The sequence below is a fragment of the Enterococcus quebecensis genome (assembly GCF_001730365.1).
Taxonomy (GTDB): Bacteria; Bacillota; Bacilli; order Lactobacillales; family Enterococcaceae; genus Enterococcus_L; species Enterococcus_L quebecensis.
The window spans coordinates 138,791-155,007 of record NZ_MIKB01000015.1; the positions used below are offsets into that span (position 1 = coordinate 138,791).

The 16,217-nt window shown below is 34.9% G+C and carries 10 protein-coding genes and 1 riboswitch; of the genes, 8 read left to right on the forward strand and 2 right to left on the reverse strand.

What is annotated here, in order from left to right; translation table 11 throughout:
* Window positions 1-4 precede the first annotated feature (4 nt).
* The 6 genes from BCR23_RS10300 to BCR23_RS10325 all read left to right on the forward strand — a co-directional run bounded on the left by BCR23_RS10300 (window position 5) and on the right by BCR23_RS10325 (window position 11,770).
* Window positions 5-1,747 (forward strand): ABC transporter ATP-binding protein, encoded by a 1,743-nt coding sequence (locus BCR23_RS10300; RefSeq protein WP_069635416.1) that lies wholly within the window; start codon window positions 5-7, stop codon window positions 1,745-1,747.
* Window positions 1,747-3,522, forward strand: a complete 1,776-nt coding sequence (locus BCR23_RS10305; RefSeq protein ID WP_069635577.1) for an ABC transporter ATP-binding protein — start codon at window positions 1,747-1,749, stop codon at window positions 3,520-3,522. The genes BCR23_RS10300 and BCR23_RS10305 overlap by 1 nt, the downstream gene beginning before the upstream one ends.
* A gap of 1,504 nt (window positions 3,523-5,026) precedes the next feature.
* Window positions 5,027-6,886, forward strand: coding sequence for an Ig-like domain-containing protein (locus BCR23_RS10310; protein ID WP_069635417.1), 1,860 nt, complete (start codon window positions 5,027-5,029; stop codon window positions 6,884-6,886).
* A 957-nt stretch (window positions 6,887-7,843) separates the two neighbouring features.
* Window positions 7,844-8,857 (forward strand): trypsin-like peptidase domain-containing protein, encoded by a 1,014-nt coding sequence (locus BCR23_RS10315; protein WP_069635418.1) that lies wholly within the window; start codon window positions 7,844-7,846, stop codon window positions 8,855-8,857.
* A 235-nt stretch (window positions 8,858-9,092) separates the two neighbouring features.
* Window positions 9,093-9,264, forward strand: a riboswitch (Lysine riboswitch).
* A 202-nt stretch (window positions 9,265-9,466) separates the two neighbouring features.
* Window positions 9,467-11,017: an ABC transporter permease subunit gene (locus tag BCR23_RS10320; RefSeq protein ID WP_420809727.1), complete on the forward strand. Its 1,551-nt coding sequence runs from the start codon at window positions 9,467-9,469 to the stop codon at window positions 11,015-11,017.
* Window positions 11,018-11,026: 9 nt separating this feature from the next.
* Window positions 11,027-11,770, forward strand: coding sequence for an amino acid ABC transporter ATP-binding protein (locus BCR23_RS10325; RefSeq protein WP_205688504.1), 744 nt, complete (start codon window positions 11,027-11,029; stop codon window positions 11,768-11,770).
* Window positions 11,771-11,808: 38 nt separating this feature from the next.
* Here BCR23_RS10325 and BCR23_RS10330 read toward each other — a convergent pair whose 3' ends face one another.
* On the reverse strand, window positions 11,809-12,891 hold the full coding sequence (locus tag BCR23_RS10330; protein WP_069635421.1) for a helix-turn-helix domain-containing protein: 1,083 nt from the start codon (window positions 12,889-12,891) through the stop codon (window positions 11,809-11,811).
* Between the two features lie 137 nt (window positions 12,892-13,028).
* On the opposite strand from BCR23_RS10330, the gene BCR23_RS10335 reads away from it, so the two are divergent.
* The gene (locus tag BCR23_RS10335; RefSeq protein ID WP_069635422.1) at window positions 13,029-14,141 is read left to right on the forward strand and encodes a DUF871 domain-containing protein; all 1,113 of its coding nucleotides are present in this window, start codon (window positions 13,029-13,031) and stop codon (window positions 14,139-14,141) included.
* Window positions 14,142-14,143: 2 nt separating this feature from the next.
* Window positions 14,144-15,520 carry a PTS sugar transporter subunit IIC gene (locus BCR23_RS10340; protein ID WP_240482549.1) on the forward strand — a complete coding sequence of 459 codons (1,377 nt, stop codon included), beginning with the start codon at window positions 14,144-14,146 and terminating at the stop codon, window positions 15,518-15,520.
* A 129-nt stretch (window positions 15,521-15,649) separates the two neighbouring features.
* Here the strand turns inward: BCR23_RS10340 and BCR23_RS10345 are convergent, their stop codons facing one another.
* Window positions 15,650-16,216 carry an LOG family protein gene (locus BCR23_RS10345; protein ID WP_069635424.1) on the reverse strand — a complete coding sequence of 189 codons (567 nt, stop codon included), beginning with the start codon at window positions 16,214-16,216 and terminating at the stop codon, window positions 15,650-15,652.
* Between the last annotated feature and the right edge of the window lies 1 nt (window position 16,217).

Sequence of the window (16,217 nt, forward strand, 5' to 3'; positions counted from 1 at the left end):
TCGTATGAATATCACGCAATTTTTCATTAAAAATAATCGTAAACTAGTTTTTGTAACAATCTTTTTTTTATGCTTACAAATCATCGGTACATTGGGCGTTCCAATGTTAGTAGCCCAACTAATTGATGTGGGTATTGCCCGTGGAGATGAGCAATCTATACAATCTATCGGTTTAAAAATGTTAGCGATGGCTCTATTTGGTGCGCTCTCAGCGATTGCTGGAAGCTATCTTTCTGCAAAATTAGCAGCTAAATTCGGTTTTGAAATACGGACACTGATTTTCGATAAACTTCAAACCTTTTCGATGAAAGATGCAGATAATTTCGGAACAGGTTCTTTACTGACAAGAATGACTAATGACGTGGATAATATCCAACAAATGATCGTCTTATTTCTGCAGTTAATTTTACCTGCACCGATCATTGCAGTTTTCTCACTTTACATGACCTTTACGTATTCCCCCACATTGGCACTCGTTCCTTTGGTTGCAGTTGTTACCTTTGGCTTGGTTGTTTACCTATTAATGAAAAAAGGAACGCCGCTTTCGCTATTGATTCAACCTAAAATGGATAAAATCATTGTAACTTTACGGGAATTTTTTACCGGAATCAATATGATCCGAGCCTTCAACAATCAAAACTATGAAGAAAAACGATCAAATAAAACCTTTTCTGACTACGCAGATGCCATGATTCGAGTAAATAAAATTTTTGCTTTCATTACGCCAGTCGCTTTCTTATTGATGGGTGTGGTTTTCTCCTCAATTTTATGGTTTGGTGGAAACCTAGTTGCTGTCGGAACGTTACAAATCGGAATAGTTTCAGCAGTTATAGAATATTCTTTACTGACATTAGCTTACTTGATGATTGCAGCCATGGTTTTAGTTATGATGCCTAGATCTTTTGCTTCTGTAAAAAGAATTGAAGAAGTTCTAAATACGAAAGATGAAATTTCTGATTCTAAACAGCCAATCCAGCTTGAAGAAAATAGTTCAGTTCAAAATTTGATTGATTTAAATCATGTGACATTCAGTTATGACCAAGCAGATGAACCTGTTTTAGAAAATATTCATTTTAGTATTCCTAAGGGAAAAACAACCGCCATCGTTGGAGGAACGGGTTCTGGGAAAAGTACGGTTGCCAAGTTACTCTTACGTCTTAGCGATGTATCTCAAGGAAGCATTTTATTCAATGGTGTTGATATTAGGAATGTCACCCAAGAAGAATTGCGGGCTAAAATTAGTTACGTCCCTCAAAAAGCGTTTCTATTTAGCGGAACGATCAAGAGTAACTTAGAGATGGGCTATCCTGACGCAACAAGAGAAGAGATGGATCAAGCAGCTCATATTTCTCAGTTATCTTCTTATCTTTCTACGTTGGAAGATGGTTACGATTCTTTTGTCGCACAAGGAGGAACGAATTTCTCAGGTGGTCAAAGGCAACGTTTATGTATCGCTCGAGCATTGATCAAACCTGCAGATATTTATATTTTTGATGACAGCTTTTCAGCTCTTGACTATCAAACAGATGCAGCGCTTAGAACAGCACTAAAAAAAGAAATGTCTGATAAAACCTTACTAATCATTGCCCAAAGATTAAGTACGATTCAACAAGCAGATTCTATTATCGTCTTAGATGATGGAAAAATCGTTGGTCAAGGAACCCACAACCAACTTCTGAAAAATAACCAAACGTATCAAGAATTTGCACGTTCCCAAGGAATGATCACAGAAGGAGTACAGCTATGATGGAAAAAGTAAATAAACAAACATTCAAACGATTCTTTCAGCTAATTCGACCTGAACGCCCCATACTTTTCGGTTTGATACTCTGTAGCTTGATTGGAAATGCCTTAGTTATTGCTATGCCATTTATTATGGGGATTGCCATCGATGATTTAATCGCACTGATCAAAATGGAAGGTCTCGGTCAAGTCACGTTCACTATGGTTAAAGAGACCTTATTAACCCCCGTCTTGATCTTAATTCTCTTTTCGGTCATCAGTAGTTTTATGTCTTATATCCAAGAACGTGTGATGGCTTCTTTAAGCGAACGAATCACTTTAAGAGTGAGAAAACAAATCACTAAAAAATTCAAATCATTGCCCATGTCATTTTTCGACCAGCATCAAGTTGGAGATATTTTAAGCCGAACAACCACCAGTTTAAATAAATTATCACAAGTTTTCCTAACAGAGATCAATCAATTCTTCACATCCATCTCAACGATTGTATTTGCTGGAATCATGTTGTTTTATATTGATGTAAAATTAACGTTGATTGTGATTCTACTGATTGCATTAAGCTCATTTTTAACAGGGAAAATCTCCAATAAAAACAAAGAATTAGCTGAAATCAGCCAAGAAGAACTAGGCATTTTAAACAATAAAACAGAAGAATTTTTATCAGGAAATTTAGTCACTAAAACATTTAACCAGCAAGATCAAGCAAAAGAAGTTATTTTAGAAACAAACCAAAAGCACTACAAAGCATTTCTGAATGCTCAGTTTCTAAATTTCGCTATTTACCCAGCCATTCGCTTGATCAACCAACTCGCTTTTATCGTTAGTGCGATTATCGGTGCCTTCTTGGTCTTACAAGGCGGTATCACGATTGGTTTACTGCAAGCATATCTACAATATATCAACCAAGTATCTGAACCAATTTCTACCGCATCTTATGTAATCAATTCTATTCAAGCTGCCTTTGCAGCAATTGATCGAATTTTTGAAATTCTAGATGCCAAAGAAGATGTCCCTGAAAAAACAAGTCTACAACTCATTGAACAACCAACTGGCGCCATTGAGTTTAATAAGGTTCAATTTGGTTATACAGAGGAAAAAATATTGATGAAACAAGTTGATTTTTCTGTTCAACCCAAACAAATGGTGGCTATTGTTGGACCAACAGGTGCTGGAAAAACCACTTTGGTGAACTTACTCATGCGTTTTTACGAATTAAATAGTGGAAGTATTACCTTTGACGGAGTGGATATCACAAACCTTTCTAGAACTAATCTTCGAGGAATGTTTGGAATGGTGTTACAAAATACGTGGTTGTTTGAAGGAACGGTGGCTGATAATATTGCCTACGGAAAAATGGATGCCACACGAGAAGAGATCATTGAAGCCGCTAAAATTGCACAATGTGACCACTTTATCCGAACATTACCCAATGGTTATGATTCAATCATTTCCAGTGAAAATGGCTTACTTTCCCAAGGACAACAACAATTATTAACCATTGCTCGAATCATTTTAGCCAATCCGCCGGTCGTCATTTTGGATGAGGCAACGTCTAGTGTAGATACTAGAACAGAAGCTCACATTCAAAAAGCCATGGATGAAGTAACTAGTAACCGAACAAGTTTTGTAATTGCTCACCGTTTGTCTACGATTGAAAATGCTGATTTGATTTTAGTTATGAAAGACGGCGATATTGTAGAAAAAGGAAATCATCACGAGTTACTAGCGAAACCTTCCCTTTATGCCTCTTTGTATAATAGTCAGTTTCAACAGACGTAAGTCAAATTGCAAAAAAATAACCCTTCATAGCTTTAGCGAGTCATGGTTATTTCAACATAATATAACCTTTGCTATCGTCTTAAACGGTTCTACAAAAGAGAGATATGTTAACCCATATCTCTCTTTTCATGTTTATACTACCACGCCTTTTTAAAGAACGCATAAGTTACTGCTGTTTTCTCTCATTCGTTGAGCCACTTCCTCGTATTTATCTCTAGCAAAAAATAAACATTTCCTTATTAGCAAGAAAAAATTTCACGAATTAGTTGTTTTGCTCAAATTTGTCCAAATTTTTCGACATTTTTTGCACTTTAAAGATATTGTATTGACTCTTCTGACACCTTTAAGTTAAAATTAACTTACAAATTAAAAAAGGCGCCCTGTCAGAAGACGGACATCTTCAAACAGAGCCCTGTATTATCAGCACGAACTAATAATACAAGTTGCCTCGTCAATAATTATTATTGACTACTTTTATTGTACTAAAAGTAACAAAAGATTTCTAGTCTTTTTTGCTTACTCAATAAGGTTAGTTGATGATTATTTAGCGAACGCTTCATGGTATTAGTAGCTGACTAATATCATTTTTTTGTGTTTTTATTCAGATAATTAGAGCGAAAAACAAAATAAAAAAGGCACTCTGCAAAAGGACGGACATCCTCGAACAGAGCCTTATATTACCAGCACGAACTAATAATATAAGTTGCCGAAGTCAATATTTTCATATCGACTCTTTCATTTTACTCAATTTTTGTAAGAAATACCAGAGTTTTTTACAAGTTGGGTTGTTTTAGAAAGGGGTGGTGGTTATTTATTGAACTTTTGCACGGTATTGGTTGGTGTCCAATGCCGTATTTTTTCGCTCTTTTTATATATAGTAAATATCATGTTTTCCTGTTTTTAGAATGCCGTTATGTATTCTTGTTTCTATCTCTTGATGTTTACAAACTGGTGTTACGAGAATTAATCATACATCATACTTTTCTTATTTAATCAAAAAAGGCAGCCACGTCAATGCGTATACAAATGGACAGCAAGAAAATCATCATGTAAATAAATTTTTTCTAGATTTACCTGATTGAATAGTAAAAAGTAATGATTGTTCTTAGTACCCCAGTATTTATCTGAATCTGTGTTGGGGAAGACAGATTTCACACTAAAAAATCACACGTTTTAAAAGCCTGTTGGTTTCAAGTAACTGCTTATCACTCCTTTCATAAAAATAATCATACCAACCTTTCTATATACCTATGATAAGCAGTTACTTGTTTTATTCTCTAACTTTTCAAACCATCCGCAATAAGCATTAAACCACTTCACACCGTTCCTCTCTCTTGTCAGAACAACCACCCTTTAAAACAGTAGATAATACATCATATTGGTATTTTTATTATATAATTTAAATATTATTTGTTGCTATTTGTTTTCCTCTATATTATAATTCATCTAACTACTATACTATGAATAGTAGTTTAAAATCATAAAAAGAAAGGAAAGAATTATTTTGAAAAAATTTAAGTTAGGTTTAATTGGTATTTTTTTACTGGGGGTATCTTTTGTTTATTTAACGCCTGAATCACAAGCTGTGGGGATTGAGAATCGCACAATTATTGGTTCAGATGACCGACTACAAATTACAGATACTACAAAAGCACCCTATCAAAGTTCTGTATTTATCGCTACTGATGGTGGCTTAGGATCAGGAGCAGTTATCGGGAAAAACTCTGTATTAACAGCTGCACATGTTGTAAACAAATTCCGCAACAATCCAGATAAAGACAGCATTTACGTTATCCCTGGAAGAAACGGAGCAACCTTACCTTATGGCAAATTTAAAATCAAAGAAGTTTTCATTCCACAAAGTTATATTGATCAACCGAATCCAGATAGTGATATCGCTGTTATCACCCTAGAACAAAATAACGGTAAAAGTATAGGAGATCTTGTTGCACCTATGCCTTTTGTTCTCACAGATAAAGTAAATAAAGGGGATGCGGTCACAACTTCTGGCTACCCTGGAGACAAAACTTGGGGAACACTTTGGGCAGCATTTGGACATGTTGTGGGAGAAACAAAAACAAGAATCAATTTTGATATGGATGTTATGGGCGGACAATCAGGTTCTCCAATTTACAATAATCAACAACAAATAATCGGTGTTGTTGCTTACGCTTCAACCTTCTATAATTTCGGAACGAAACTAAACACTGAATTTTTTGACTTTGTCTCAAAACATAGTGGTAACCTTGTTGAGCCGACAGACATTCTTGTTGATCGTCAAAAAGTAACCTTAAACATTGGTGATTCCACTGATGTCAAAGCAACAGTTTTACCAGCCAATACAACAAATAAGCAACTACATTGGGACACAACTGCTGACCAAATTGCAACCGTTGATCAAAACGGAACAATCACTGGAACAGGTCTTGGTGTAACTATTATCGATGTCACATCAGACAATGGTAAAATTACTGAATATATTGAAGTTACAGTAAAAAATGAAGTATCTCCGAAAGAAATAGTTCTTGAACAAGAACAAGTGGAACTAAATATCGGTGACTCGATAGATATTAAAGCAACGGTTTTACCTGAAAATACAACAAACAAACAATTACACTGGGATACAACAGACGAAGGTATCGCCACTGTTGATGCCAATGGACGAATTACAGCTGTACAAAGTGGTTCAACATCCATTCGTGTAACCACAGACGATGGCACTATCAAAAAACAAATTATTGTTACTGTAAATGAAGTTGCCCCAGAAGAAATAGTCGTTGAAAAAGAAAACATAGAATTGACTGCTGGAGAATCTTTCACACTCAACGCTTCTGTGTTACCTGAAAATACGACGGATAAAGAATTATTCTGGATCTCATTAGATGAGTCAATTGCCGATGTTGATGATTACGGAACAATCACTGGACTAAAACCCGGCACGACAGAAATTTTGATTCTTTCTGTAACTAATTTCGGTGAAATCGAGAAGTACGTGACGGTCACTGTGAAAGAGAAATTACAACCTGTCGCTCTTACATTTCCATCAAAAACTGGCTTGTACTTTCCAAAGCAAACAATAACAGAAACTGGTGAAATCAATACGACTGCTGATAAAATGACAAACATTCTTTTCCACCTACGCAAACCAAATGCATCTTATGATTTAAAGATTGGTGAACTAGATTTCAACGGTGGAACAGGTGTATATAATGTTCAATCACTACCATTAGATAACCTAATTACTCAATCTTATTATGCTGTTAGTATCGGTAAAAAGTTGGATAATAGTAAGATCATTATTATGTATGTAGATAAGAAAGTTCCTACGACTGTAAAAGATTATTTTATCGTTGGTAAAAAGTAACCACTGATCGTTTTTTATGAGTATCTTACCTTAGTTAGAATAGACAAAAGAGAGCAGGACAAAACTAAAAATCAGTTTTGTTTTGCTCTTTAATTATGACCGCAACCTTCAAAATCACACTCCTCCTCCCTGTTCATCAATACCTCTCATCAGTTATCCTTTTTAAAAATCATGTTTCAGTTATCTATTTAATAACAAAATTCTCAATTAATTTATCTATTCCTATTTTATTTATTATTCACAAATGGTATATTAATCATGTTGTTTTGTAACCCTATCATTACATGAAAGAGATAAATGCGTTAAAATATAGAACTATTTCGATAGCAATTAATTAAAAAGGTGTAGGTTAAAATAATAATGAAATAAAAAAGGGGCGTGATTATTAATATATCCACCATTCGGGAAATAATTGGTATCATTGATTTTACAGAATCTACTGCTGAAGCGTTAACAGCTAAAAAAAGATCAGGTGCAATGCTACCGCTTCTTAACTTAAAAAAACTGATATGAAAAAAATTTATCCAATCAAATTATTAGTACCTACCCTTGATAATACCTATTGACAAAATTATTGAGCAACCTTACTCATTTTGCTAATATATCGATATTTTTCGCAAATTCTCTATATGTAAGAGTACAGACAATGACTGTGGGTGACAGTATGGTAATAAGCCCTTAAGAAAGAGTTCATACTAACAACCAATTCGACTTACTAGTTTCCAGAAATAGCTACCTATCCGAAGTGCACTCTCAATCATTTTTCTAAAAATATGATAGGCAATGCTTTATTTAAAAACTAGAAAGTACATGATTCTCTCGGCCTTATTTACTTACTTTGTCCCATGACAATCAAATATGTTTATTTATTGTCATTCATCTCACCCCTAAGATAACCATCTGCTAATTATCTATAACTAGCAGGTACGCACCATAAAAAGAAAGGAATGAATTATTTTGAAAAAGTTTAATTTAGGTTTAATTGGTATTTTTTTACTAGGAGTTTCCCTTGTAGGGCTATCTCCTAAAACACACGCTCGGGCGATTGAAAATCGTTCGATTATCGGTATAGATGAGCGTATTCAAGTTACTGACACTACTCTTTCACCTTATCAAAGTACTGTATTTATCTCTGCAAATGGAGGAATGGGTTCGGGATCAGTCATTGGGAAAGATACCATCCTAACCGCTGCACATGTTGTAAGCAGAATTAAAGACAATCCAAGCAGCAATTCTAACTATGTTATTCCTGGAAGAAATGGCGCAACCCTTCCCTTTGGAAAATTCAAAATCAAAGAAATCAACATCCATCCACAATATTTGATTAATTCAGATCCTAACCATGATATTGCAGTAGTTACACTTGAACAAAATAATGGCAAGAGTATTGGAGAGGTTGTTGAGCAAAAGAACCTTGCATTAACCAACGAAGTAACTGTTGGAAATCCAGTTTCAAGTATGGGGTATCCAGGGGATAAAACTTGGGCTACAATGTGGAAAACACAAGGGAAAATTACTGGACAAAGCGCACACAGAATCAACTATGATCTTGACACTAAAGGTGGTCAATCTGGCTCACCTGTTCTTAATGAGCAACAAGAAATAATTGCCGTTCATGCTCATGGCGCCACAACTTATAATGATGGAATAAAACTGAATGCAGGTCATCTTGAGTTTATTTCAAAACATATTGGTGAGACAACAAGCACGTTTAATAAAGTTACTGATATCCAAGTAGATAAAGAAACATTAACGTTAAAAGTTGGCGAATCTATTAAGGTAAATGCAACAGTCTTGCCTGAATATGCAACAAGTAAACAATTACATTGGGACACCACGGCTGAACCAATTGCAGTCGTTGATCAAAATGGAATAATCACTGGAACTGGTTCAGGTGTAACAGTTATTGATGTTGTATCCGAAAGTGAGAACATTACTAAATACATTATAGTTTCTGTTACAGATGAATAAGCACCTAAAAAAAGTTGTTGAAAAAGAATAAACTAAAAGTAAATGATTGTTGGTAAAAGATAACACTCATTACTATTTTTGAGGAATACAAAACGATAGTTTCGTTTTGTATTCCTCATTTTTTTACTGGTTTTCTCAAGTAAATTGTAGTGACAATGAATTATGTAAAATATTGACTTTTCTCATCAAATAACGTACACTATAAACTTGAATCAACTAACTAAATAGTACCTCAATTCGAGGTAGAGGTTGCGATTTTTATTAAGCTTGTGGAGTGAGAGGACACGTTGAAACAAGTCTAGGGGAAATCGCCGAAATGCATAACAGCCTCCCTGTTATGTGTTGGGACGCAAGCGAACAACTTGCGGACTGTCTTAGTAGTGATGCTAAGTTGCGCTATGTTTTTGTTGAGAGTACCTGACGATAGTAGACAACTATGCATTTATGTATGGTTGTTTTTTTGTAAAAAAGAACATTTAATTCACAATACAAGACTATTTTTCAAAAACTCTTTAAACTAATTTATAGTAGAACAAATTCAGTACGGAAAAAGAGAGGAAGACAAACATGAACAAAAAATCATTTTCACTTGGCTTACTATTCACAATTATGCTAAGTGTTTTCTGCGCTCCATTATTTGGTCAGGCAGAAGAAGCCACTCCAAAAGGCGAATTTCGTGTCGCTATGGAAGCTGGGTATGCACCATTTAACTGGTCTCAAAAAACAGACGCAAATGGCGCTGTGCCTATCCAAGGGAACGCTTCTTATGCAGGAGGCTATGACGTCCAGATTGCAAAAAAAATTGCGGATGGCCTTGATAAGAAATTAGTAATCGTTCAAACAAAATGGGACGGTTTAGCCCCTGCTTTACAATCTGGAAAAGTTGATGCAATCATTGCTGGTATGAGTCCAACTGCTGAACGTCGGAAAGAAATTGATTTTACCGATCCTTATTATGAATCACAATTAGTGGTCGTCGTTCAGAAAAAAAGCAATTTTGCAGATGCAAAAAACTTAAAAGAATTATCTGGTGCAAAAATCACTGCACAGTTAAATACCTTCCATTATAGTGTGATTGATCAAATTCCAGGTGTAAATAAGCAACAAGCTATGGATAATTTCTCAGCAATGAGGACGGCTTTGGCTTCTGGAATGATTGATGGCTACGTCAGTGAACGACCAGAAGGCGTCACTGCAACAAGTGTAAACAAAGATTTAAAAATGCTGGAATTCTCTAAAGAAAATGGCTTCCAAACAAACGAAGAAGATGTACAGATCGCTGTTGGCATGCGTAAAGCTGATCCTGAAATCAGTAAAGTCAACCAGATTTTATCAGGTATTTCTTCAGAAGAACGTACAAAAATCATGGATCAAGCAATTAAAGATCAACCAGCTGCCGAAACAAGTGCTACTGAGAAAAAAGGTGTTTTAGCTGATTTCAAAAATATTTGGGATCAATACGGCAGTATGTTCTTACGTGGTGCTGGATTAACATTATTCATCGCTTTGATTGGTACAGTTGTCGGAACAAGCTTAGGTTTATTGATTGGTGTTGTGCGTACGATTCCAGAATCTGAAAATAAAATGACACGTTTCTTCCAAAAACTTGGTAACGGCTTGCTTTCAATTTACATTGAAGTCTTCCGTGGTACGCCAATGATGGTACAAGCAATGGTTATCTTTTATGGCTTGGCTTTAGCCTTTGGCATTTCTTTAGATCGAACCGTTGCAGCATTGTTTATTGTTTCTATTAATACAGGTGCTTATATGTCTGAAATCGTTCGTGGCGGAATCTTTGCTGTTGATCAAGGACAATTTGAAGCAGCTCAAGCAATCGGTATGACACATGGTCAAACAATGCGTAAAGTTGTTATTCCTCAAGTTTTACGTAATATTTTACCAGCAACAGGAAATGAATTTGTCATTAATATTAAAGATACCGCTGTATTGAGTGTTATCGGTGTGGCAGACCTATTCTTCCAAGGAAATGCGGCCTCTGGTGCCAACTTCCAATTCTTCCAAACATTTACGATCGTTGGTATCATGTACTTGATCATGACCTATGCGATTACTCGTGTTTTACGTGTTGTTGAGAAAAAAATGGATGGCCCTTCTGCTTATGTGAAACTAGAAGAAGCAGAAAATCTAAAAGAAAGCTAAGAGGACTAAATGATGAGCGCAATTATTGAAGTCGAACATTTAAGAAAAAGCTTCGGTGAAAATGAAGTGTTAAAGGATATCAATGTGACTGTAAATAAAGGAGAGGTTGTAACCATTATCGGTTCTTCTGGTTCCGGCAAATCAACTCTTTTACGTTGTATCAACTTATTGGAAAAACCGACTGGCGGTAAAATTATCTATAATAATGAAAATGTTTTAGAACGTGGCTATAACCTTCCAAAATACCGTACACATTTAGGAATGGTTTTCCAGTCATTTAACTTATTTAATAATATGAATGTTTTAGAGAACTGCACCTCTGGCCAGATTACTGTTTTAAAACGTGATAAAGAAGAAGCACGTAAAATTGCTTTGGAAAATCTAGATAAAGTTGGTATGGAACGTTTTGTTGATGCAAAACCATCACAACTTTCCGGTGGACAAAAGCAACGTGTTGCCATTGCACGTGCGTTATCTATGAATCCAGATGTGATGCTATTCGATGAACCAACCTCTGCTCTTGACCCTGAAATGGTTGGTGAAGTCTTAAAAACGATGAAAGATTTAGCTCAGACTGGTTTAACAATGATCATCGTGACACATGAAATGGCTTTTGCAAAAGAAGTTTCTGATCGTGTGATTTTCATGGACAAAGGTGTTATCGCTGAAGAAGGAACCGCTGAAGATATTTTTGTTCATCCAAAAGAAGAACGAACAAAAGAATTTTTACATCGGATTTTGGCACAAGGTTAATAATAGAATATAAAGCACCTGAGTTGAACTAAATACGTTCAACTCAGGTGTTTTTTTTGATAAACCATAGGGGTCATATATTCATACTTTTTAAAAATTTTAATAAAATGACTTTGATCGCTAAATGACAATGAATCGCTTATTTCAGCCACTTTCATTTTTCCTTTTTTTAGCAAAAACTTGGCCTCTGATATCTTTTCTTTTTGTATATAATTATTCAATGATAGACCCATTTCTTTTTTAAATTGGCTACTCAAATAACCTGGACTTATTTCTAGCTGTTCTGCAATTTTATAGATTTTAATAGGTGTATAAAGGTTACTTTGGACAAATCTAATCGTAAAGCCAACGTATTTAGAGTAGTTTTTATACCTGTATCTCCCTAATAATTGTGTGAATTCAAGAATAATTTCTTTTAATTGATTCATTAATCCAGATACAGTTAAATTATTTTGTTTTTCTACATTTTGAATGGTCAGATCGCTAAATGTATAAGCGATTTCCGACGGTAAACCACCATCAATGATTGCACGTGATGCTAATGTGATAAAGGAAATCATAATATTTTTTAAGTTTCTGGATGTAGTATTCGCTAAAATTGGCTTAATAGATTCAAGTGTTTCCAAATAATCAATAGCTTCTTCTGCATTCCCCACTTTTATCGAATGCAGCAACTGCTTTTCAACAATCGGATTTTGATGAATCTTCCCCTCTATATTATTAACATACATTTCATCAATAATATTTCGTGTATTAAAGTTAATCGTATCTGTAAGAATATAGGCTGGTTGATACTCGTTAAAAATCGACAAGTACAAAATCTCAGATAGTGTATCTAACTTCTGCTTATTGTATTGTCCTTTTAAATCCATCACAAAAAGATAACAGTCTTCGTTTTTCGTACATAGAATAAGCGCAAAATTCAAATTATGGACAATATACAGATAGATAGGCTTTTTCATGCCATCGATGAATTTTTCTTCGTACCGTTCAAACATGTACTTTTTATCCATTTTTTTATTTGCTAAATGTAAATGAGTTAATTGAAAAGGCGAAAAAGATAGTCGATACGTATTCAAATTGTGAAGCCTTGATAATAAAAAAATGGATAGTTCTCTCAATTCCACTCTCTCCTCTTTTTGTAGCGCTTTCAAAACTGTTACACAAATATACTATATATTTTACTTTTTTACTATAAAGAAGTTTGTTTATTTTATATTTTATAAATAACGTTAATTCATTTTTAGGAGGAGAAGCTATGATTAAAGATTTAGGTATCTCTATTTATCCTGAGAAAGCTGATTTTCAGGATATGATCAACTATATTAAACTTGCGCGCACGTTTAATTTTTCAAAAGTATTTATGAGTATGCTGCAATTTTCAGAGAATCCCAGTGAGGATGTACAGAAGTATAAAGAAATAATCGTTGAGATCAAAAAATTGAACATGTCTGTCATTTTAGATGTTAATTCTTTGTTATTACCTAAATTAGATGTAACATGGAAAGATTTGTCGTTCTTTTCAGATTTAGGTGTAGATATCCTGCGCTTAGATGGCGGTTTTTCTGGAATGGAAGAGATGTTTATGACTCATAATTCTCATAATATGATGATTGAACTAAATATGAGTTCTGGCTCAGCTCTAATTGATAGAATCATGAGTTTTTCCCCCAACATTGCGAATCTCTGTGGCTCATATAATTTTTATCCTCACGCCTACACTGGAATGCGCTTAGAAGACGTTAAAGACATAAGTAACTGTTATCATTCATACAACGTACCTTCAACTATTTTCGTTACATCGCGAGTAGGAAATATGGGACCTTGGAAAATGCATGAAGGACTATGCACGATTGAAGAACATAGATTTCTGCCGATCACTGCCCAAATCAAACAAATCAAGCTCTTAGATTTAGCTGAAACTGTCATTATTGGGAATGCATTTGCTTCAGAAAATGAGTTAAAAAAAGCAGCGGAAGAATTGAATTATACAGAGGTCCCTTTGGATATTGAAATGGATCAAAAGATTACAGAAAATGAAAAAGAAATCTTATTTTCAGATTTTCACTTTGTCCGCCCTGAATATTCTGGCATAACGCTACGTTCAGCTTTTTCACGCCATGTTCATAAACAAATAACCATTCCTGCTAGAAACAGTTCTACTGAAATAAAAAAGGGATCTGTTCTAATAGACAACAATCTATATGGTCAATATGAATGTGAACTTCATATTGTATTAAACCCTGAAAAAGTGAAAAAAAATCGGGATAAATACAATATTATTGGACAACTATCCACCGCAGACAATGTCTTGTTACTAGATGAATTAGCCAAACGACCTTATCAAAAATTTAGTTTTAAGGAGAGTTAATCATGAAAAAACTGGAAGAATTAATGACAAAAACCCTGCTCCCGTTATCAGAAAAGATCAATCGCAATATTTTTCTCAGTTCCCTTTCTGAATCTTTTGTTCGAATCACATTCATCATCCTAGGTATTTCTTTAATCGCCATCGTTGGCTACTGGCCTATTCCATCTGGTTGGGGGATTTGGCTTAGAGAAACAGGTATCATGACCCATGTTGATGCTGTGCTGAACGCCAGTACCAATGCCATGGCTATATATATTTCTTATAGTTTTGCAGCAGCTTACAGTAAAAACAGCGGATATAATTCTCAAAATGGTGGAATGTTGGGATTACTAAGTTTTTTAATTGTTTCCCCTCAAACATTGACCTTTACAACTAAACAAGGCATGACCGAAGTCGTTCAAACCTTTTCAAAGAATCAGATTACTGGTCAATTAGATGTGACTCCTATTAACGCTTTCCCTATTTCTGCTCTGGGTGGTCGTTCTTTGTTGGTTGCACTGTTTATTAGCTTTTTAGCGGCTTATATTTTTGTGAAGATGAGCAAAAAAGGCTTTGCTATCAAGTTACCCGACAGTATTCCTCCAATGGTTTCAGAATCATTGAGTCCTGCAATTATTTCAGTTGCTGTTGTTTTAGTTGCCTTTACTTTAAGAATTATTTTTTCTTATACAGCAGAAGGGAATATGGTCGATTGGTGTAATTTTATTATTTCTAAACCCCTAAGTTTACTGACGGCAACGCCAATCGCTTTTATTTTCATTTTGACTTTAGCTAGTTTTATGTGGTTCTTTGGTATCCATCCTAATGTTGTAAATGGTGCGATTTCACCTTTATTGTATACGATTATTTTGGAAAACATCGCTGCCTATCAGCATGGTACACCTCTGCCTTATGGCACTTTGGCTATCGTTTTAGGAAATACTATTTTAGGAGGTGCGGGTTGCACGCTGGGACTTCTGATTGCTTTACTATTTGCTAAATCAAAACGATATAAAGCAATTTTTAAAATTGCTGTTATTCCGTCTATTTTTAACATAAATGAACCATTGATTTTCGGTGTTCCTGTGGTCTTAAACCCAATCTTTTTTATTCCTATGGTAGTGAGCCCACCTGTTTTGGGTTTAACTACTTGGCTATTGACTTCTTTAATCAAAGTAAATCTAAATCCTCTAGTTGGATTAATGCCTTGGACAACACCGATTTTCTTGACTAAACCACTAGGTAGTGGTTTAGCAGGAACCTTTATTCTAGCCATCTGTTTGGTACTGAACACGTTGATTTATTTACCCTTTGTAAAGTTAGCAGACAAACAAGCTCTTGAAGTTGAACAAGCTGAGGAAATCTTAAAATCAGAAACCGAACTTTCTTTACAATCATAGACGCTTCACAATAGTCTTTTTCAAAATAATATCGCTTAAAATTCAAACAACCTCCAACTATTCTTGTATGATAAGATGTTGGAGGCTGTTTTTTTATATAGATAAGAAATAGCTACTTCACTTTTATTATCATTTATACTGCCGAATTACTGGTGGTACATAATTATCAATAAATTTTTTAATCTCAGATAAAGAATCAGAGAAAAAGATTTTTTCTCTATCTTCCTTTGTCAAAAATCCGTCAGTCACCATCTTATCAAAGAAATCTGCCAACAGATCATAATATCCATCCACATTAAAAAAGATGCACGGATTTTGGTGTGCACCAATACGTCCCCAAGAAACCACTTCTGAAATTTCTTCTAGCGTTCCTGGTCCACCTGGTAATGCGAGATAACAATCCGCCAAATCAATCATTTTTTGTTTACGTTCATGCATGCCATTTACAATATACATTTCAGTAAGATTTTGATGCGCTAATTCTCGGTCTAATAGAATAGTCGGCATAACTCCGAATACGTTGCCACCATTTTCAAGAACTGTATCTGCCAAGATTCCCATCAATCCAACGTCACTGCCTCCGTATACAAGATCATACTTGTTGGTAGTTAGCCACTGTCCTAACTCTTTGGTTTGTTCTTGGTAAATCATCTTATTTCCCGTGCTAGCGCCACAATAAACAGCTATTTTCTTCATA

What these genes read in the sequence shown, in the direction of transcription:
- BCR23_RS10340 (WP_240482549.1), top strand. Translation starts at nt 14,144, where the DNA reads ATGAAAAAACTGGAAGAATTAATGACAAAAACCCTGCTCCCGTTATCA.
- BCR23_RS10305 (WP_069635577.1), top strand. Translation starts at nt 1,747, where the DNA reads ATGGAAAAAGTAAATAAACAAACATTCAAACGATTCTTTCAGCTAATT.
- BCR23_RS10320 (WP_420809727.1), top strand. Translation starts at nt 9,467, where the DNA reads ATGCTAAGTGTTTTCTGCGCTCCATTATTTGGTCAGGCAGAAGAAGCC.
- BCR23_RS10335 (WP_069635422.1), top strand. Translation starts at nt 13,029, where the DNA reads ATGATTAAAGATTTAGGTATCTCTATTTATCCTGAGAAAGCTGATTTT.
- BCR23_RS10345 (WP_069635424.1), bottom strand. Translation starts at nt 16,216, where the DNA reads ATGAAGAAAATAGCTGTTTATTGTGGCGCTAGCACGGGAAATAAGATG.
- BCR23_RS10325 (WP_205688504.1), top strand. Translation starts at nt 11,027, where the DNA reads ATGATGAGCGCAATTATTGAAGTCGAACATTTAAGAAAAAGCTTCGGT.
- BCR23_RS10300 (WP_069635416.1), top strand. Translation starts at nt 5, where the DNA reads ATGAATATCACGCAATTTTTCATTAAAAATAATCGTAAACTAGTTTTT.